The sequence below is a fragment of the Pseudomonas sp. B21-051 genome (genome assembly GCF_024748795.1).
Classification (GTDB): Bacteria; Pseudomonadota; Gammaproteobacteria; order Pseudomonadales; family Pseudomonadaceae; genus Aquipseudomonas; species Aquipseudomonas putida_A.
In genome coordinates, this window is record NZ_CP087166.1 from 5,945,486 (window position 1) to 5,963,644 (window position 18,159).

General features: G+C 61.4%; 13 protein-coding genes. 8 read left to right on the forward strand and 5 right to left on the reverse strand.

The window, feature by feature from the left end:
* Positions 1-111 precede the first annotated feature (111 nt).
* Positions 112-4,701, forward strand: a complete 4,590-nt coding sequence (locus LOY52_RS26860) for a hypothetical protein (protein ID WP_258677383.1) — start codon at positions 112-114, stop codon at positions 4,699-4,701.
* 3 nt (positions 4,702-4,704) lie between these two features.
* Here the strand turns inward: LOY52_RS26860 and LOY52_RS26865 are convergent, their stop codons facing one another.
* Entirely contained in the window at positions 4,705-6,258 is a 1,554-nt protein-coding gene (locus LOY52_RS26865; protein WP_258677385.1) for a PLP-dependent aminotransferase family protein, read from the reverse strand.
* 92 nt (positions 6,259-6,350) lie between these two features.
* Here LOY52_RS26865 and LOY52_RS26870 point away from each other — a divergent pair, with 92 nt between their 5' ends.
* Genes LOY52_RS26870 through LOY52_RS26880 form a run of 3 tightly spaced genes read left to right on the forward strand, consistent with a single transcriptional unit; the run spans position 6,351 to position 8,115 of the window.
* Positions 6,351-6,974, forward strand: a complete 624-nt coding sequence (locus tag LOY52_RS26870; RefSeq protein ID WP_258677387.1) for an FMN-binding negative transcriptional regulator — start codon at positions 6,351-6,353, stop codon at positions 6,972-6,974.
* Between the two features lie 10 nt (positions 6,975-6,984).
* Entirely contained in the window at positions 6,985-7,431 is a 447-nt protein-coding gene (locus tag LOY52_RS26875) for a GNAT family N-acetyltransferase (protein ID WP_258677389.1), read from the forward strand.
* 12 nt (positions 7,432-7,443) lie between these two features.
* Positions 7,444-8,115, forward strand: coding sequence for a GNAT family N-acetyltransferase (locus tag LOY52_RS26880; protein WP_258677390.1), 672 nt, complete (start codon positions 7,444-7,446; stop codon positions 8,113-8,115).
* Positions 8,116-8,214: 99 nt separating this feature from the next.
* On the opposite strand, the gene LOY52_RS26885 is transcribed toward LOY52_RS26880, so the two are convergent.
* Positions 8,215-9,114, reverse strand: coding sequence for a homocysteine S-methyltransferase family protein (locus tag LOY52_RS26885; protein WP_258677391.1), 900 nt, complete (start codon positions 9,112-9,114; stop codon positions 8,215-8,217).
* 111 nt (positions 9,115-9,225) lie between these two features.
* Here LOY52_RS26885 and LOY52_RS26890 point away from each other — a divergent pair, with 111 nt between their 5' ends.
* The 3 genes from LOY52_RS26890 to LOY52_RS26900 all read left to right on the forward strand — a co-directional run bounded on the left by LOY52_RS26890 (position 9,226) and on the right by LOY52_RS26900 (position 13,314).
* Positions 9,226-10,047, forward strand: a complete 822-nt coding sequence (locus LOY52_RS26890) for an ABC transporter substrate-binding protein (RefSeq protein ID WP_258677393.1) — start codon at positions 9,226-9,228, stop codon at positions 10,045-10,047.
* Complete coding sequence (locus LOY52_RS26895; RefSeq protein ID WP_258677394.1) at positions 10,044-10,886, forward strand: amino acid ABC transporter permease; 843 nt, start codon at positions 10,044-10,046, stop codon at positions 10,884-10,886. The genes LOY52_RS26890 and LOY52_RS26895 overlap by 4 nt, the downstream gene beginning before the upstream one ends.
* A 259-nt stretch (positions 10,887-11,145) precedes the next feature.
* Positions 11,146-13,314, forward strand: a complete 2,169-nt coding sequence (locus LOY52_RS26900; protein WP_258680081.1) for an autotransporter domain-containing protein — start codon at positions 11,146-11,148, stop codon at positions 13,312-13,314.
* A gap of 169 nt (positions 13,315-13,483) precedes the next feature.
* Here LOY52_RS26900 and oadA read toward each other — a convergent pair whose 3' ends face one another.
* Positions 13,484-15,292 (reverse strand): sodium-extruding oxaloacetate decarboxylase subunit alpha, encoded by a 1,809-nt coding sequence (gene oadA / locus LOY52_RS26905; RefSeq protein WP_098966358.1) that lies wholly within the window; start codon positions 15,290-15,292, stop codon positions 13,484-13,486.
* An 11-nt stretch (positions 15,293-15,303) separates the two neighbouring features.
* A complete protein-coding gene (locus tag LOY52_RS26910; protein ID WP_258677397.1) occupies positions 15,304-16,719 on the reverse strand; it encodes an acetyl-CoA carboxylase biotin carboxylase subunit in 1,416 nt (471 codons plus the stop codon).
* 190 nt (positions 16,720-16,909) lie between these two features.
* On the opposite strand from LOY52_RS26910, the gene LOY52_RS26915 reads away from it, so the two are divergent.
* Complete coding sequence (locus tag LOY52_RS26915; protein ID WP_097089426.1) at positions 16,910-17,872, forward strand: LysR family transcriptional regulator; 963 nt, start codon at positions 16,910-16,912, stop codon at positions 17,870-17,872.
* Here LOY52_RS26915 and LOY52_RS26920 read toward each other — a convergent pair.
* A complete protein-coding gene (locus tag LOY52_RS26920) occupies positions 17,814-18,026 on the reverse strand; it encodes a PA3496 family putative envelope integrity protein (protein ID WP_095137820.1) in 213 nt (70 codons plus the stop codon). The two genes, LOY52_RS26915 and LOY52_RS26920, sit on opposite strands and share 59 nt — an antisense overlap.
* Positions 18,027-18,159: the final 133 nt, after the last annotated feature.

An 18,159-nucleotide genomic window follows, 5' to 3' on the forward strand; every position in this document is an offset into this window, starting at 1 on the left:
GGGCTTGTTTCAACCTATACATATCTACCACCCGAGGGGCTGGACGGCTCGCTACTGTCGGTTGCACACGGCAATTGCCGCACTCTCCACCTGCCCAACGGTTGCGATCCCATGAGTGAAACAATCCGCACGAACATTGCTCCCCAACTCTTGAACAAAAGCCGCCTGGTCGAACAGACCAGCGGCGGACCGGTCTTGCACGACGCCGCGGCACAACTGTTGCGCAAGGCCTTGAATACACAGTTTCCCGACCTGCAGATCGATCCCGACAAAGCCTTGCTGGCGACCCCGGTCTGGCAGGTACAGGGCGAAAGTCTGGTCAGCCATAGCTGTCGTTTCGAATCGCTGACTCACTGGCTGGCGCGCCTGGCGTTCACCCAAACCAAAGCCAACTGCATTGAAGGCGAGCACTTCCTGACCTTGTCACCGCAGACCGAAGAGCCGGTGCATTTGCCGGTCGGCATGGATGTGCTGACGACGTTGCTCAACGAAAATGCCCCGGTACTGTTCGCCGGCTTCGCGCAGAGCCAACTCGATTACTGGAATCAAATCATCGAGCAGAAACCGCGCTGGCAACAGTTGGCCGACACCCTGCAACAAGCGCTCAACGTGCAATCGGTGAATGGCTGGGATACGCACGAGTGCCGCCTCGCCCGTCTCGTCGCACAACACCCGGACAATGCGTCTCGCGCCTCGACCAGCGCCGAACTGTCGAACGTGCGCGCCCGTCTGATTGATCTCGACCTGGTGTTTGATCAGGCCGAGAGCAGCCAGACGCAGCACTTGATGCTGGCCGGCGCGCTGGTGCTCAGCGCAACACTGGGCGGTCGCGAGTTGCTTGCGCTGTTCACCATCGAAGAAGGCTATGAATCGTTCGGTTCCATGGCGCAATTGGGTGCCACCCTGCCCGAGCGCATCGACATCGACTTGCGCGGTCAAGGTCTGAAATGGCGGTTCTATGAGCCCGACGGAAATATTTTCGATGCCATGGTCCAGGCGCTGGTGAGCTGTCAGATCGACTCGATCGATGCCCTCGATCCAGGCAGTCGCTCGCCCCTGGCCAAATTCTTTTCACACCCGCGCGAAGGCGATACCGACTCCAGGACAGATGACGACGCGCGCATCGAGCAACTGGACAGGGCGATTCCGCAATGGCTGCTAGCCGGATCGCTGGATGATATCCAGACCTACAGCGGCTATCTGACCGACCTGGGCAGCCTGCGTGGTGAGTCCGACAGCCAGTGCTTCGAATACCGCGAGGTCCCGTTGATTCTGGACTATGCCCAGCAACAGATGCGCGCCGCCATCGTTGCCGAGCGATCCGCTGCCGATACCCTGCAACTGCCCCTCGATGATGTACGAATCACCCTGACCCAGAGCTTCGAAGCCGGCGGTCTGACCCTGCCCGATCCGACCAGCGTCAGTGTCCAGACCCTTGGCGAATTCGCCTTGCATAACACTCGCCCTTACCTCGCCACGGTCGCTTACGCCGACGGCAGCGCCACACCGGACTGGTTGACGGTAAAGCTGCTGTCGCGCATCGCCAGCGCAGTCAATATTGGCGAACGTTATCCGAAACTGATCAAGCGCACCTTGATCGACGACCCGGTGCAGGCCGGGCGCCACAGGCTCCGCTACAGCAGACAGTTGCCGCAGCTGCTGCCGATGCTGGCGCTGGAGTGCAAGCTCAAGCGTCAGGGTGATGTCGATGAACAGGGTTATCGTATGGTCCGCCAATTGATCGACTGCATCGCCGGCAAATCCCCCACCTCCGAATGGCCGGTGCAGATCCGGCCCCTGGCCTTCGTCCCGCGCTTTCGCCTGGGCAGTACCCCGGACACGGTGGCGAACATGTACATCATCGGGCCGCGCGCCGGCGCCAGCGGCCCATGCCTGCTCTACCGGCCCTTGCTCGAGCAATCGCTGCGTCAGTTCCCCTCGGAACAGAACATGCTGTACGCGTTCTACCAGCCGGGTGAGTTGCGCGATTCGGTGCTGGCCTGGCTGCCCACTCCGGCATTGAGTTTCGAGTACGCGCAGTATGTGTTTTCCGCCGGACTGCCCTCGCCATGGACGATTACCGAACTGGCGTTCGAACCCTTTTTGCACCTCGACCTGACCGCCGCCGTTGACCTGGCGAATACGCCCCTGAGCGGCGATGTGTTCTCGCAGCTGTTCGCCAGCAACAGTCAGGCCATGGCCGATCTCGCCGATCGCCAATCGACGTCCAATTCCGAGCGGCGCTGGACGCTGTTGGCTGATAGCGGCTGGGCCATCTTCGGTGTGGCCAGCAACTTTCTCGGCGGCCCGGCGGGCACGGCTGTCTGGGTCTGGCAGACCATCAGCCAGGTCCAGCAGGCACTGGATGCCCATGAGCGTGGCAACACTGCGGTCGAGTGGTCTTCGATCGGCGACGTGCTGCTGGCACTGGGCATCCTGCTCGCGCAGAAAGCATCAGTACGGCGCATTCGACTCTCGGGGCCGCTCAACGAAATTCCACGGTCGAGTCGCACACACTTTGCAGAAACCGCCAAAGCGCCAATGCTCCCCGGCAACACGCCGACTATCACGCAGGACACCGCGGCGTGGGGCTCCAGCCTGCCCGAGGCGCATCGGTCCTTGCTCGCACACTCCGCGCCAGTACGGTTTGATGCACACGCAAGTTTTGTGCAACGCCTTGACCGTTTGAAAGTCCCCCGACCGGCGCTGCCCGAAAATGCACGCGCCAATGCCGCCCACCTGTACTCAGCCTCGGGAAAACTCTATGCCCAGGTGGGAACACGCTGGTTTCAAGTCAGCGTCGAGGGCGACGAACCGGTGCTGATCGTCGATCCGCACAAAGCGGGGCTTTCCGGTCTGAGCATTCGTTTCGATCGCGAGACCGCTCTGTGGAACTGGGATCTCAGACTGCGCTTGCGCGGTGGCGGCCCGACCGGAAGGATCGAGGCACTGCGCCGCGAGCGCGCCACCCGCAAGGATGAGACGTGGGCGGCGTTGCACCGGTTCATCGAACAGGAAGCCCGGCGCAAGGCCAGCCTCGACGAAGCCTTGCAGCCATTGGAGAACGGCGACCCGGCGGCGCCCATGTCCGAAGCTGCCGTGGTCGCGTACATCGCCAAGGCCGACGAACTGGCCAGTGCCTACGGTCAGGCCCTGCAGGATCTGGAAAAGTGGCGAGAGGCCGGTGGCGCCGGGGTGTTCTACCAGTCGCAACTGATGCGCTTCTCGGTCGAACAGCATCGCTATCTCAGCGGCTGGATGCGCATGAAGTTGCGCGAGTACGCGCGCATCGTCGCGCCACAACTGAGCACCTCGGAACCACCGGAGACCCGCTCGCGCGCGACGCAGATGCAGGCCGCACGCCAGGCCATCGCCGTCAGTGACGAGATGGTCGAGCGCCTTGCGCAGTTGCACGCCTCGCTGGACAGGCTCGACCAACATACCGGCGCGACCCGCAAAGTGGCGATTGAACTGCGCAGACTGATGCCCTCGTTCAGCCGACGCGATTTGCACGCCAATGAAATCGGCATGTCCACCGAGCTGTCGCTGCGCGACGCACCGGACAGCGTCCTCGATCCACTGCGGCAACTGATCGTTCCGGTGATCGAGGGGGCTGCCGAGGCCGGCCATCTGCTCGTGGAGCGGCGCAACAGCCGGGCACTGGATGTCGAGCAACTGAGCGCCGTGGTCGACCGTCTGGCCGATGCTCAGCGCCGTCTGCAGGAGGTGTTGGCCAGCGCCTCCGCGCACCTTGAAGTGAACCGCTTCCAGCGGGTTCAGCAATTGGTCGAAGACTTTCACCAGTTGGCCCGCAAGCGTCTGCTGATCGCCCTGCCGGAACCGGAAGAGGTTCCCACCGCAGCCATGGCCAGACTCGATCCGGCACCTTCGACCTCGCGCGGGATCGGCAAAGTGAGCAAGTCACGGCCGCGAATCATCGATACACCATTGGCAGCGTCCTCTGACAAACCCCAGGCGCCGGAAGACATGCCGGTGATCCGCTCAACCATCAAGCGCCCCGCCGTGGCCCCGACACTGGACGATGCGCAGATGATCGACAATGCGATGACCCTGGTCGCGGAAGTGGAAGCCTTCATCAAACGCCTGCGCGCCGATGCGCAGCGGCCTTCGCGCATCCCGGCCGACATGCAGGATCTGTTCGATCAACAGGCAACCCGTTTCGATCAGGCAGCGGTAAACGTTCAGGCAATACTTGCGCGCAAAAGCGCTGAATTTCCTGTAGGCAGTCTGCCTACCGACTTGCGTGAAGCCGCTGCCCGTCTGCGTCGCGAAGGCATCAACGTCTACGGCAGCATGCTCACTGCACGCAAGCCCCGGGAGAGCTATCTGAAATGGCTGTACGAACACCATTTGGTGCAAATCGTCAAAGACCCGCGCGGACGCATCCGCACCCGGCAGCGCAAGGATTTCTTTCAGGAGTTCCGAGTGCTCGACAAGACGCGCAACGACCAGCCGTTGTGGGTTGCGCACTTTCATTACGACACGCTGACCGATCCGAGCGATCGCTTCACGGCTGCTCACCTGAAGTTTGCCGACGGCTTTTTGCAGGAGTTGCCAGCGAAAGCGCGCCAGGAACTGGACAGCTTCGATGCTGTGGATAACGTGCTGCGCCGGATCACCCGTCCGGCGGTGCGGGATCTGTTCCTTCACCCACGCCATGCGGGAACCGACGAAAGCTGACGGTCAGCCGCACCAGACGCTGCGAAGCCGTGCCAGAGCGGCCTGGATATCGACCTCCGGCACGGCGGCAAACCCCAGCACCAGGCCGGCGCGCTGATCCGCCGGGGTTTGGGAGTCGGGTAACCAATAGCTGCTCAGGCCATTGACCTCGACCCCGACACTTTCCGCCTGGGCGATCAGCTCGCGCTCACGGGCAACGCTGTCCACCGCGACCGTCAGGTGCAGCCCGGCAGCCACGGCGGGCAGGCCTGCGACGCCTTCGACGTTGGCCGGCCAATGCGCCAGCAGACAGTTGCGCCGACTCAGGGCGGCGCGCCGCATGCGCCGGATATGCCGTTGGAAATGTCCGGCCGCCATGAATTCGGCCATCACTGCCTGGGTGCTGACTTCCGAATGCCGCACGTCCACCGCACGGCGCCGCGCGAAGGCCTGTACCAGCCCCGTCGGCAACACCAGATAGCCCAGACGCAACGCCGGAAAGGCGACCTTGCCGAACGTTCCGACGTAGAGCACCCGGCCCTGACGATCCAGTGCCGCCAACGGTGCCAGCGGTGCCCCGCTATAACGGTACTCGCCGTCGTAATCGTCCTCGATGATCCAGCCCTGGCTGCGTTCGGCCCAGGCCAGCAGCTCAAGCCGACGGGCGAGGCTCATGACCACGCCGCTCGGGTACTGGTGGGAAGGTGTGACATAGGCCAGGCGGCAATCGGCGATTTGCCCCAGCGCCGTGCAATCAATGCCGTCCTGATCCACAGGCACCCCGTGCAACCGGCCGCCGGCCACCGCAAAGGCATGGCCAGCCGCGCGGTAGCCCGGATTCTCGATGCCCACCGCATCGCCCGGCTCGACCAGCAGCTGTGCACAAAGGCTGATGCCCTGTTGCGCGCCACTGGTGATCACTATTTGCTCAGCCGTGCACTGCATGCCGCGCGAGCTGCGCAAATACGCGGCGATCAATCCACGCAGGCGCTGATCCCCGGCCGGATCGCCGTAACACAGCTGCTGCAGATCGGGTTTGCGCCAGAAAGCCGCGTTGAGCTTGGCCCAGACCTCGAACGGGAACAGATCGAAGGCCGGAACGCCGACCCGAAAGGCCTTCGGCGGGCCACTCGGCGGTAACGATAAATGGTTGTTTTCCAGACGCTGCGCAGCGCCGCTGTGGATAACTTTACTGGATGGAACCACAGGCAAATCCAGCCAATTTGTGGATAAGGCTGTGGGTAAGCCTGTTGAAAACCCTGTGGATACTTTTGTGGATAGCTTTTTTGTGGGCAATGCGCTTTGCGGTAATTGAGCGACATATGTGCCGTCCCCGACGCGGCCTTCGATGAAGCCTTCGGCGTACAACTGATCGTAGGCGCGCACCACGCTGTTGCGGGAAATCGCCAATGCCGCCGCCAGATCACGACTCGCCGGCAACCGCGTGCCACTGGCCAGCCGCCCGTCTAGCACGCGCAGGCGCAGCGCCTGATAGAGCTGGCGGCTCAAACCCTGACGGCGGTCGAGCTCGATACCGGCCGGATTAAACGGCATGGACAGCGTGGGCGATTCGGGCATGACAATGGACCTATGAAATTGGTCTTCAATGGCTCTTACAACAGACCAATAGCCTGCCTAGGATGCAGGCATTCGCCAAGGAAAATCTCTCCATGTACACGCCCCGCGCCTTTGCCATCGACGAACTGTCGCAACTGCACGAACTGATCCTCGCCAGCCGTCTCGCGATTCTGGTGAGTCATGGTGAAAACGGCCTGCAAGCCAGCCATGTGCCGGTGCTGCTGCACCGCGAACAGGGCTCGAACGGTACGCTGTACGGGCACCTGGCCAAAGCCAATCCGCAATGGAAAGACCTGCGCGACGGCGCTGAAGCGATGCTGATATTTGCCGGCCCCGACGCCTACGTCAGCCCGGGGTTTTACCCGAGCAAGGCCGAGCACGGCAAAGTCGTGCCGACCTGGAACTACGTTGCCGTGCACGCCTATGGCCACGCCGAAACCTTCAGCGACGGCGGGCGCCTGCTCGACATCGTCAGCACCCTGACCGATCGCCATGAAGCCGGTCGCGCGCAACCGTGGAAGGTCGACGATGCGCCGGCCGACTATATCGACGGCATGCTCAAGGCCATCGTCGGTTTCGCCATTCCCATCGATCGCCTCGAAGGCAAACGCAAGCTCAGCCAGAACCGCAGCGCCGAAGACATTGCCGGCGTGCGCGATGGCCTGGCTGCCAGCCCCGACATCGCCGACCGAACCCTCGCCCACTTGATGCGTTAAGGAAATCAGCATGAGTCAGATCCAGATCCGCCCGGTGACTGCCGGTGATCACGCCGCCTGGTTACCGTTGTGGCAGGCCTACCTGCGCTTCTACAACAGCGAGTTGCCGGACGCCGTCACGCACAGCACCTGGCAACGTTTCCTCGACCCGAGTGAGCCGACCCACGCAGCCCTCGCCTGGGCCGACGGTAAAGCAGTGGGCATGGTGCATTTCATCTATCACCGCTCCAATTGGAGCATCGAAAACTCCTGCTACCTGCAAGACCTGCTGGTGACGCCGGGAACCCGTGGCACCGGCGTCGGTCGCTTGCTGATCGAACACGTCTACGCCACCGCCAAGGCCGACGGTTGCTGCAAGGTGCATTGGCTGACTCACGAAACCAATGCCACCGCGATCCAGCTCTACGAGCGCATCGCCGAGCGCCCGGGGTTCATCCAGTTTCGCAAAGCCATTTAAGGAGCCGCGTACATGACCACTGCACTTGCCGACTGGAAAGGCGTTCCCGCCCCCACCGCCACCTTGCTCGAAGGCCGTTTCATCCGCCTGGAACGCCTCGACCCGGCGCGTCACGGCGACGATCTGTTCAACGCCCTCGAAGGCCCCGGCGCCGACCCGAAGCTGTGGGATTACTTGCCGTATGGGCCGTTTCCCGAGCGCAGCGTTTTCAATGACTGGTTGAACAATCACGCTGCCAGCAGCGATCCATATTTCTTCAGCGTGATCGACCGCGTCACGGGCCAGGTGCAAGGCATCCTCAGCCTGATGTCGATCGTCCCGGCGCAGGGGCGCATCGAGATCGGCCACGTCACCTTCGGTGCGCCGATGCAACGTTCACCGAAGAGTACCGAAGCGGTTTACCTGTTGGCCAAATACGCCTTCGAACAGGGCTATCGTCGCCTGGAGTGGAAGTGCAACAACGGCAACGCCCGCTCCAAATACGCCGCCGAACGTCTGGGTTTCAGCTTCGAAGGCGTGTTCCGTCAGCACATGGTGGTCAAGGGACAGAACCGCGATACCGCGTGGTATTCGATTCTGGATTCGGAGTGGCCGGCGATTGCGGCAGGGTTCGAGCAGTGGTTGAGCGATGCCAACCAGATACCGACCGGGCAGCTCAAAGGTTTGGTCGAGTGCCGTAGTTAAATCGTCAAAGCAAAAGATCGCAGCCTGCGGCAGCTCCTACAGGGTGAACATCAATCCCATGTAGGAGCTGCCGCAGGCTGCGATCTTTTGATCTGTTGTTTACCCCAGCTTTTGCGCCAGCACCGCGATGTGTTCCGGCCCGATCCCGCAGCAACCGCCCAAATGGCTGGCGCCCCGCTGCTGCCAGTCAATCGCCCAGTGCAAATACCCCGGCGGATCCAGATCATCGCGCAGCGGATCGAGGCCGTCGTTGGCCGTTGCCTCTTTCGGTTGCGGTGGAAACGCATTGGCATACGCGCCGATGTGAATCTGCACACCCAAACGCTCGAAGGTATCGCGCGCCGCATCAATCGCTGCGCCGATCACTTCCGGCTGGCTGCAATTGAACAGCAGCGTCTCCACGCCCAACTCCGCCGCCACTGCCGCTGCTTCGGCCACCGGCTCACCGGAACGCAGACGCGGCACCTCGTCGGTGTCTTCATCCTTCAAAGTAAACGACAGCCAGAACGGTTTGCCGTCCTGCGGCAGACCGGCGCGAATGGAACGCGCCTCGATGATCGAGCTCTGGGTTTCCGCCAGCCACAGGTCGACATGTGGCGCCAGGCCGGTCACCAGTGGCGTCAGCAATTCGTTCACCCGCGCCGCTTCGAACAGATCCGGGCGATAGGAGCCGAACAGCGGCGGCAACGAACCGGCCACTCGCACCGCTTTGCCCGAGGCCTGTACCGCACGCTGTGCCAGCTCTCCGGCCAACGCCGCCAGTGCCTGACCTTCAGCGGCAAACCGCGTCTCGCCAATATGAAACGGCACGACCGCATAACTGTTGCTGGTGATCACATTGACGCCGCTGGCGATGTAGGCGGCGTGCACCGCTTCGACCGCTTGCGGTGCTTCGATCAGGGCCAGCGCCGACCACTCCGGCTGCCGAAACGGCGCCCCGGCGCGTTGCAACTCACGGCCCATGCCGCCATCGAGAATTACCGTGCTTGCTGTGCCCATATGCTTTTCGCTCATATGCTTATGAAAATTACTCACTACCAGAGTAGTTCTTATAACTATTTAATACGCACCATTCGGTTAATAACAACCCCTTTTTTTCAGGTGTCGACTGTGAAACTTCAACCGCTACTGGCGCTGGGCCTGACGATTCTGGCCGCGTCCACTCAAGCCTTCGGCGGCGCCACACTCGATCGCGTCGAACAGAAAAAACAACTGGTCGGCGTGCTGATGGAAAGCTACCCACCCTTCTCGTTTCTCAATGAGCAGAATCAGCTCGACGGCTTCGACGTGGACGTCGCCAAAGCCGTTGCGGACAAGCTGGGGGTCAAGCTGCGCCTCGAAACACCATCCTGGGACGTGATCGCTGCCGGCCGCTGGAGCGGGCGCTATGACATCTGCATCTGCTCCATGACCCCGAGCAAGGCGCGCGCCGAAGTGTTCGATTTCCCGGTCGAGTACTACGCCTCGCCTGCCGTGATCGTGGTCAACGCCAAGGACGATCGCATCCACGGCGCCAAGGACCTGAGCGGCAAGAAAGTCGGCCTGACCAGCGCCAGCAGCTACGAAAGCTATCTGAACAAGAATCTGGTCATCGAAGGCGCCGAAGACACGCGTCTGGAGTACCCGTTCGAGGATGTGCAGATCGCTCCGTACGATACCGACAACGTTGCCTTTCAGGATCTGGGTCTGGGCGCCGGTGTGCGCCTGGACGCCATCCTCACCAATCTGGTGACCGCGCAGCCGCGCCTGAATCAGGATCAGCGTTTCAAACTGGCGGGCGCGCCGCTGTACTCGGAACCTAACTCGGTGGCCATCGAAAAGGGTGACGCCCAGTGGGACGCCAAAGTGCGCGAGGTGTTTGCGCAACTCAAGCAGGACGGCACGCTGAGCAAGCTGTCGCAGAAATGGATCGGCGCCGATATCAGCCAATGACTGCCTTCCCGACACCTCCACAGCCACCGCAACCGCAACCGGTGACTGAATCGCGCCTGCAACGGCTGCTCGGTTTCCGCACGCGCCTGTACCTGACCTGGGCGGCGATGTTCAGCCTGTTTGCCGGGTTTTTCCTCAGCTTCGATCTGAAGCTCTCGATCATCCTCGACAAGCTGCCGAATCTGCTCGGCGTGCACTTGGCGCCCAACGGCTTTCTGCAGGGCGCGGCACTGACCCTGTTTCTCTGCGCCTGCGCGATCGTCGCCTCGTCCTTGCTGGGCTTCGTCACCGCTCTGGCGCGCCTGTCGAAAAGCGCCGTGGCATTCGGGATCGCCAGTTTCTACACCTCGTTCTTTCGCGGCACGCCGCTGCTGATCCAGATCCTGCTGATCTACCTCGGCCTGCCGCAACTGGGCGTGGTGCCCGGCGCAGTGGTAGCCGGGATCATCGCCCTGTCACTTAACTACGGCGCCTACCTCAGCGAGATTTTCCGCGCCGGCATCCTCGGCGTGCCCTACGGCCAACGCGAAGCTTCGCTGGCGCTGGGCATGCGCGAGAGCGTGATCTTCTGGCGCATCACCCTGCCCCAGGCGATGCGCACGATCATCCCGCCGACCACCAACCAGTTCATCTCGATGCTCAAGGATTCGTCACTGATCTCGGTGATGGGCGTCTGGGAAGTGATGTTTCTGGCGCAGTCCTACGGACGCTCGAGCTACCGCTATATCGAGATGCTGACCACGGCGGCGATCATTTACTGGCTGATGTCGATCGGTCTGGAGCTGATCCAGGCGCGGATGGAGCGGCATTACGGCAAGGCTTATGTGCGGCGTAGCTGAGCGGATCCGCCGACAGACTTCCACCACGGGCGGATCGAGCAGTGGCAGATGAATTTCTGATCATTACAAGCGGCTGATGGCACCGTAACTTGTAGGAAACGACAACGCGGCGCCACGACGCATTCCGCCAATCCGTGTCGAGCCGCTCTTTTCCGAAGATCAAACAGACGCAGCCCGCAGCACCGAGCGATCCGGCTGACATCGGTGCCTGCCGGCTCCAACTTAGAGTTTGGCCTCCTTCCACGAGAGGCTGAACTCGATGCCCGTTCAATTCCACTTTCGACCAAAACACCTGACATTAGCCATTGCTTTGGCCATGGGATGTGCCGATCTGTCCATGGCTCAGGATGCACCGCCAGAAACTCAAGGCATCTCTCCCGCTTCCCCTGAAGCATTCAAATCAGCGACCAACGCTTTCGCCAATCATCCGGAAACCGTCCAACTGAAGGTCAGCAAAGCCTATCCGGCGCAGGAGGGTGTGGCGCTGACGCTCGATGGGCGCAATGACCTTGTCACGGTGCAATCTCGGGGCAGTTTCGCCGGCCTGGTCGACGGTGGCGGGGGCGATAACCTGCTGCAACTCGACGCGAACAGGAAAGGGGTGCTGGGTGAAACCCGTAACTTCAGTGGGCTGGAGGTCAGGCGCGGGAGCTGGACCCGCAGCGGACCGGGTGATTTCAGTCTCGGTGTACTGGTTCATCCGAAGGCATTGCTGGTCAACGATGGGCAAATTCTGGGCACGGCGGTGACCGAAGGTATCTTGATCAACAAAGGAGCGATCAATGGCGGCGTCACTGTCGCGTCTGGCGGTGACCTGACCAACCAGGGCCTCATTGACGGCATGGTGGATGTTCAGGAAAACGCCCATATAGCCGGGAATGGTGCGGTTAATCATTTGAACGTGTACGGACGCATGACCGTCGACGATGTCTACGGCGCACCCAAGATCGCGGGAGATCTGCGCCTGACCCGTTCTGCCGTGCTGGCCTATGCCGTGGATGCATCCGGCAACAGTCAGACAGTGGTCGTAAAGGGAACCGCTCATTTGGGTGACGCCACCCTGAAACTCGTCACCGCCGGCGACTATCCGCAAAGCAGTCAGCACACCGTTCTGGAAGCGGGAAAGATTGAGGGGCAGTTTCGCACCGTTGAAAACGATCTGGCATACATGACCCCGACGCTGCACTACGAGGCACAACGAGTGGGATTGCTCTATGCCCGTAACGATGTGCCGCTTGAAAGCCTTGCGACCACGCAGAATAGTCAGGCGCTCGCGCAAAGCATTGACGAGATACCCTCCACCCCTCAGCAACCTCAGCAACCTCAGCAACCTCAAGAACCTGCGGTACCTCGCCAACCAAGCACAGCCATGGGTGCGGCCACACCTCAAAATACTGCCGTCACGGCCCTGCTCGGCGCCAGCAAGCCAACGGCCAGCGTGGCTCTCGAACAACTCGCCGCCGGCAGCAACGCCAACCTCGCCAAAGCCACACTGAGCAGCGTCAATCCGCTCAGCGCCAGCATGCTTTCGGCCATGCATCAACTGGACAGCGCCAATGGAGCGCGGAGCTCAGGGAATGCACCACGTCTGGCTGCTTCCGACGAAGGCAATGGACGGGTCTGGCTGCAAGCGCTGGGGCATGGCGGCAAGGTCGACCGGGACGCCGACAGTGTCCTGAAGCATTCCACTCAAGGTCTGATCATGGGGGCCGACTGGCGAATCGACGAGCAATGGCATGTCGGCCTGATGGGCGCAAAAGCGCAAACCCGCTTCGATGCCCGACAGTTAGACGGCGATCTCGACAGTTGGTACCTCGGCGCCTACGCGCTGCGTCAGGACGGCCCGTTTGCCCTGCGCCTGGGGGCCTCGTACGGCATTCATGACGGCAGCGGCAAACGTCGCGTTGCCTTCCAGGGTTTCAGTGATCGCCTCAAGAGCAGCTATGACGCCAGCACCCAGCAGGTGTTTGCCGAAGTCGGCTACAACCTGGGGCGTGGCAACGTCAGCTTCGAACCGTTCGCCAGCGTCGGCTATCAACGCTACCAGCGTGATGGTTACACCGAGAAAGGTGGCGATGCGGCGCTCAAGGTTCAGGGGCAAACCCGGGCGAACCCGAGCAGCACCGTCGGCCTGCGCCTGGCGAAAACCAGTCACCTGGCCAACGGCATGCAGTTGACGCCGCGTCTCAGCGCCAGCGTGAAACACACCTATGGCGAGCTCGATAACGAAACGCGCCAGCGACTGGTCAAGGGTGGCAAAAGCTTTGAGGTGATCGGGGCCGAGATGGATCGCAACGTTTTTACCCTGGATGCAGGTCTGGACCTGACGCTGTCCACTCGCAACACCCTGGGCCTCGGCATCAGCGGCGAAGCCGGCTCTGATAGCCGCAGCTACGGCGTGACGGGTCAGTGGCGCATGGCGTTCTGACACAACGCTAGTGTAGGAGCTGCCGCAGGCTGCGATCTTTTGACTTTGCTCTTGAAGATCAAAAGATCGCAGCCTTCGGCAGCTCCTACAGAGAACAGCATATTGCAGGCGAAAAAAAGGGGAGCACATGCCCCCCCGAGGTTTAAAACGTTGAATCGCGGCAGTTATCTCAGCCTTCGATCTCGATCAGGATTTCGCCAGGATTCACCCGGTCGCCCTTGGCCACATGAATGGCGGTGACCTTGCCGGCAATCGCTGCCTGGACTTCGGTCTCCATCTTCATCGCTTCGGTGATCAGCACGGCCTGGCCAGCCTTGACGGTGTCGCCTTCCTTGACCAGCACATCGACGATGTTGCCCGGCATGGTGGTGCTGACATGGCCCGGTGCCGACGCTTGTTTGCGTTTGCTGCTGCCACCACCGACGAATTCATTGAGCGGCTCGAACACCACTTCTTCCGGCATGCCGTCGATGGACAGGTAGAAGTGACGCTTGCCTTCGGCCTTCACACCGACACCCGTGATGTCGACGCGGTAAGTTTCGCCGTGGACATCGATGACGAACTCGGTCGGCACGCCCTCGCCGCCGGCCTTGGCCACACCACCGGCCTCAGGGATCGGCAACAGCACTTCCGGAACGAGGGTGCCGGCGGCACGCTCTTCGAGGAACTTGCGGCCGATGTCAGGGAACATGGCAAAGGTCAGCACGTCTTCTTCGGACTTGGCCAGTGCGCCGATGTCGGCACGCAGCTTGGTCATTTCCGGCTTGAGCAGATCGGCCGGGCGTACGTCGATCACCTCTTCGCTGCCGATGGCCTGACGGCGCAGTTTCTCGTTGACCACGCCCGGCGCCTTGCCATAGCCGCCTTGCAGATACAGCTTCACTTCGTTGGTGATGGTCTTGTAGCGCTCGCCGGCCAGCACGTTGAAGAACGCCTGGGTACCAACGATCTGCGAGGTCGGCGTTACCAGCGGCGGGAAGCCGAGGTCTTCACGCACCCGCGGAATTTCCGCCAGCACTTCGCCCATGCGGTTCAACGCGCCCTGCTCTTTCAACTGGTTGGCGAGGTTGGAGATCATCCCGCCTGGCACCTGGTTGACTTGCACGCGGGTGTCGACGGCAGTGAATTCGCTTTCGAACTGGTGGTACTTCTTGCGTACGGCGTAGAAGTACAGACCGATTTCCTGCAGCAGTTCCAGATTCAGACCGGTGTCGTACTCGGTGCCCTTGAGCGCAGCGACCATCGACTCGGTGCCCGGATGGCTGGTGCCCGAGGCGAAGCTGGAGATCGCGGTGTCGATGTGGTCGGCGCCGTTTTCAATGGCCTTCAATTGGCACATCGCCGCCAGACCCGCCGTGTCGTGCGAGTGGATGAATACTGGCAGCGATTGCTCGGCTTTCAACGCTCGCACCAGTTCACCGGTGGCATACGGCGTGAGCAGACCGGCCATGTCCTTGATCGCCACCGAGTCGCAACCCATGGCTTCCATCTGCTTGGCCTGCGCCACAAACGCGTCGATGGTGTGCACCGGGCTGGTGGTATAGGCGATGGTGCCCTGAGCGTGTTTGCCGGCAGCCTTCACCGCTTCGATCGCTACGCGTAGGTTACGCACGTCGTTCATCGCGTCGAAGATGCGGAAAACGTCGATGCCGTTGACCGCTGCCTTGGCAACGAAAGCTTTGACCACGTCGTCGCTGTAGTGGCGATAGCCGAGCAGGTTCTGCCCGCGCAGAAGCATTTGCAGACGGGTGTTGGGCAGCGCGGCGCGCAGTTGGCGCAGACGCTCCCACGGGTCTTCTTTCAGAAAGCGTACGCAAGCGTCGAACGTCGCGCCGCCCCAGCACTCCAGCGACCAGTAACCGACTTTGTCGAGCTTGTCGCAGATCGGCAGCATGTCTTCGGTGCGCATGCGGGTAGCGAGCAACGATTGGTGAGCGTCGCGCAGGATGGTATCGGTGACAAAGATCTTCTTGGACATTGTTGTATTCCTCACAGGCCTGCGTGGGCGGCGATGGCGGCGGCGATGGCCAGGGCCAGCTCTTCGGGTTTGCGCTTGATCGAGTAGTTGGTCAGTTCCGGGTGGCTTTCCACGAAGCTGGTATTGAACTGGCCGCTACGGAATTCCGGGTTGCGCAGGATTTCCTGGTAGTACGCGGCGGTGGTTTTCACGCCTTGCAGGCGCATGTCGTCCAGCGCCCGCAGGCCACGGTCCATCGCCTCTTCCCAGGTCAACGCCCAGACCACCAGTTTCAGGCACATCGAGTCGTAGAACGGCGGAATGGTGTAGCCGGTGTAGATCGCTGTATCGGTGCGCACGCCCGGGCCACCGGGGGCGTAGTAACGGGTGATCTTGCCGAAGCTCGGCAGGAAGTTGTTTTTCGGGTCTTCGGCGTTGATGCGGAACTGCAACGCGAAACCACGGTGCTGAATGTCTTCCTGCTTCACCGACAGCGGCAGGCCGGAGGCGATGCGGATCTGTTCGCGGACGATGTCGATCCCGGTGATTTCTTCGGTGATGGTGTGCTCCACCTGCACCCGGGTGTTCATCTCCATGAAGTACACCTCGCCCTCGGCGAGCAGGAATTCCACGGTGCCGGCATTCTCGTAGCCCACAGCCTTGGCCGCACGCACCGACAGGTCGCCGATGTAGGCGCGCTGTTCCGGGGTCAGTTGCGGGCTCGGGGCGATTTCGATCAGCTTCTGGTTGCGGCGCTGGATCGAGCAGTCGCGCTCGAACAGGTGCACCACATTGCCAAAGCTGTCGCCGAGGATCTGCGCTTCGATGTGCTTGGGATTGACGATGCATTTTTCCAGGAACACTTCCGCCGAACCGAAAGCCTTGGTCGCTTCGGAAATCACTCGGGGGAAATTCTGTTCGAGTTCTTCGCGGCTGTTGCAGCGACGGATACCGCGACCGCCGCCACCGGAGGTGGCCTTGAGCATCACCGGATAACCGATACGGTCGCCCTCGCTCAGCGCTTCCTCGATACCCGACACGTTGCCTTCGGTGCCCGGGGTGACCGGCACGCCGGCCTTGATCATGCTGCGCCGGGCTTCGGTCTTGTCGCCCATGCGGCGAATGACTTCTGCCGACGGGCCGATGAATTTGATCCCGCGTTCGGCGCAGATTTCTGCCAGCTCAGCGTTTTCCGAGAGGAAGCCGTAACCGGGGTGCAGTGCATCGCAACCGGTTTCCACCGCCAGGTTTACCAGCTTGCGCGGGTTGAGATAACCGGCCAGTGGCTCGGCACCGATGCTGTGGGCTTCGTCCGCACGCTTCACATGCAAGGCATGCCGGTCGGCGTCGGAAAAAATCGCAACCGAGCGAATGCCCATCTCGGCGCAGGCCCGCACGATTCGTACGGCAATCTCACCACGGTTGGCGATCAGGATCTTTTTTATCACTTGGAAATTCCCTTGAGCCGGTGGCACCACGACCTGCTAGACCCAGGTCGACGCGTGACCAAATGTTTCAATTTGGTCGCAGCCCCACACTAGCCCTCACAAGGGATTAACAAAAATGAATAAAAATTGGGTCAGGCATAAGCAAAGACTTATAGTTAAACCATCAGCCTGCCGTCAGAGCCTATAAAAAATGCGTAAGTCCTTGATGCGTATGACATTACGCCAGTTGCAGATTTTCAACGAAGTGTGTGATTTGCGTTCCTACAGCCGCGCAGCCGATGAAATGTCTCTGACACAACCGGCCGTCAGCCTACAGATTCGTCAGCTTGAAGAGCTGATCGGCCAGCCATTATTCGATTATGTCGGCAAAAAACTCTACATGACCGAGGCCGCCGAAGCCCTGCAACGCGCCAGCCGGGACATCTTCGGCCGTCTGGAAAACCTCGACATGCAGCTGTCGGACATGCAGGGCTCGCTGCAGGGGCAACTGAAACTGGCGGTGGAATCCAGCGCCAAATATTTCGTACCGCACCTGTTCGCCGCGTTCAAGCGCCAGCATCCGGAAGTGAATCTGCAACTGACGGTGGTTAACCGTGGCCAAGTGATCCGCCGCCTCTCCGACAACCGCGATGATCTGGTGATCATGTCGATGGTGCCGCAGGACATGGGCCTGGAATTTCTGCCGTTTCTGAACAATCCGATTGTTGCCGTGGCGCGCCCGGACCATCCGTTGGCACACATGGGGCCGCTGCGTTTGCAGGATCTCGAGCCTTACACGCTGCTGATCCGCGAACCGGGTTCGGGCACGCGACTGGCCTGCGAAGAGTATTTCAAAGAGAAACGCGTGCACTTCACCCAGACCCAGGAAGTGGCGTCGGCCGAAGCCCAGCGTGAATGCGTGGTGGCGGGCCTGGGCCTGGCGCTGTTGACGCGCCACGCCCTGAACCTGGAGCTGGCGACCGGCGGCCTGGTCGAACTGCCGGTCGAAGAGTTGCCGCTGTTTCGCAGTTGGTGCCTGGTGCAAGCCAAGGCCAAACGGCTGTCACCGGTGGCGCACGCCTTCCTGGCGTTTATCCGCAGCGAACGGGTGCAGATCAGCGCGCTGGTTGAACGCTTCGACGGGAAGCTGCGGGCGCTGCCTGCCAGTGATTAAGTTCGAGTTCCTCGGGAAAACCACCGATTTCAGCCTGAAGCTGACGGAGTTCGAAGCGATCTTCGATTGCGCGACGGAATTCCATTCGACGCTGGTCTTCCTGCTGACGACGGGTTTTCGCGGCGCTGTTGCGTTCTTCGTAGGGCTGAGCCATTTCGAGTCTCCCAAGGCGAGTACGGGAGTTTCACGATAGGCAGGCGGGATGACGGTTTGATGAAGGCCACCGCCGAAAAGCAAAAGATCGCAGCCTTCGGCAGCTCCTACAGGGATCGGTGTAGGAGCTGCCG

Coding starts and splice junctions, on each gene's coding strand:
- LOY52_RS26860 (WP_258677383.1), top strand. CDS start 112: ATGAGTGAAACAATCCGCACGAACATTGCTCCCCAACTCTTGAACAAA.
- LOY52_RS26865 (WP_258677385.1), bottom strand. CDS start 6,258: ATGCCCGAATCGCCCACGCTGTCCATGCCGTTTAATCCGGCCGGTATC.
- LOY52_RS26870 (WP_258677387.1), top strand. CDS start 6,351: ATGTACACGCCCCGCGCCTTTGCCATCGACGAACTGTCGCAACTGCAC.
- LOY52_RS26875 (WP_258677389.1), top strand. CDS start 6,985: ATGAGTCAGATCCAGATCCGCCCGGTGACTGCCGGTGATCACGCCGCC.
- LOY52_RS26880 (WP_258677390.1), top strand. CDS start 7,444: ATGACCACTGCACTTGCCGACTGGAAAGGCGTTCCCGCCCCCACCGCC.
- LOY52_RS26885 (WP_258677391.1), bottom strand. CDS start 9,114: ATGGGCACAGCAAGCACGGTAATTCTCGATGGCGGCATGGGCCGTGAG.
- LOY52_RS26895 (WP_258677394.1), top strand. CDS start 10,044: ATGACTGCCTTCCCGACACCTCCACAGCCACCGCAACCGCAACCGGTG.
- LOY52_RS26900 (WP_258680081.1), top strand. CDS start 11,146: ATGCCCGTTCAATTCCACTTTCGACCAAAACACCTGACATTAGCCATT.
- oadA (WP_098966358.1), bottom strand. CDS start 15,292: ATGTCCAAGAAGATCTTTGTCACCGATACCATCCTGCGCGACGCTCAC.
- LOY52_RS26915 (WP_097089426.1), top strand. CDS start 16,910: ATGCGTAAGTCCTTGATGCGTATGACATTACGCCAGTTGCAGATTTTC.
- LOY52_RS26920 (WP_095137820.1), bottom strand. CDS start 18,026: ATGGCTCAGCCCTACGAAGAACGCAACAGCGCCGCGAAAACCCGTCGT.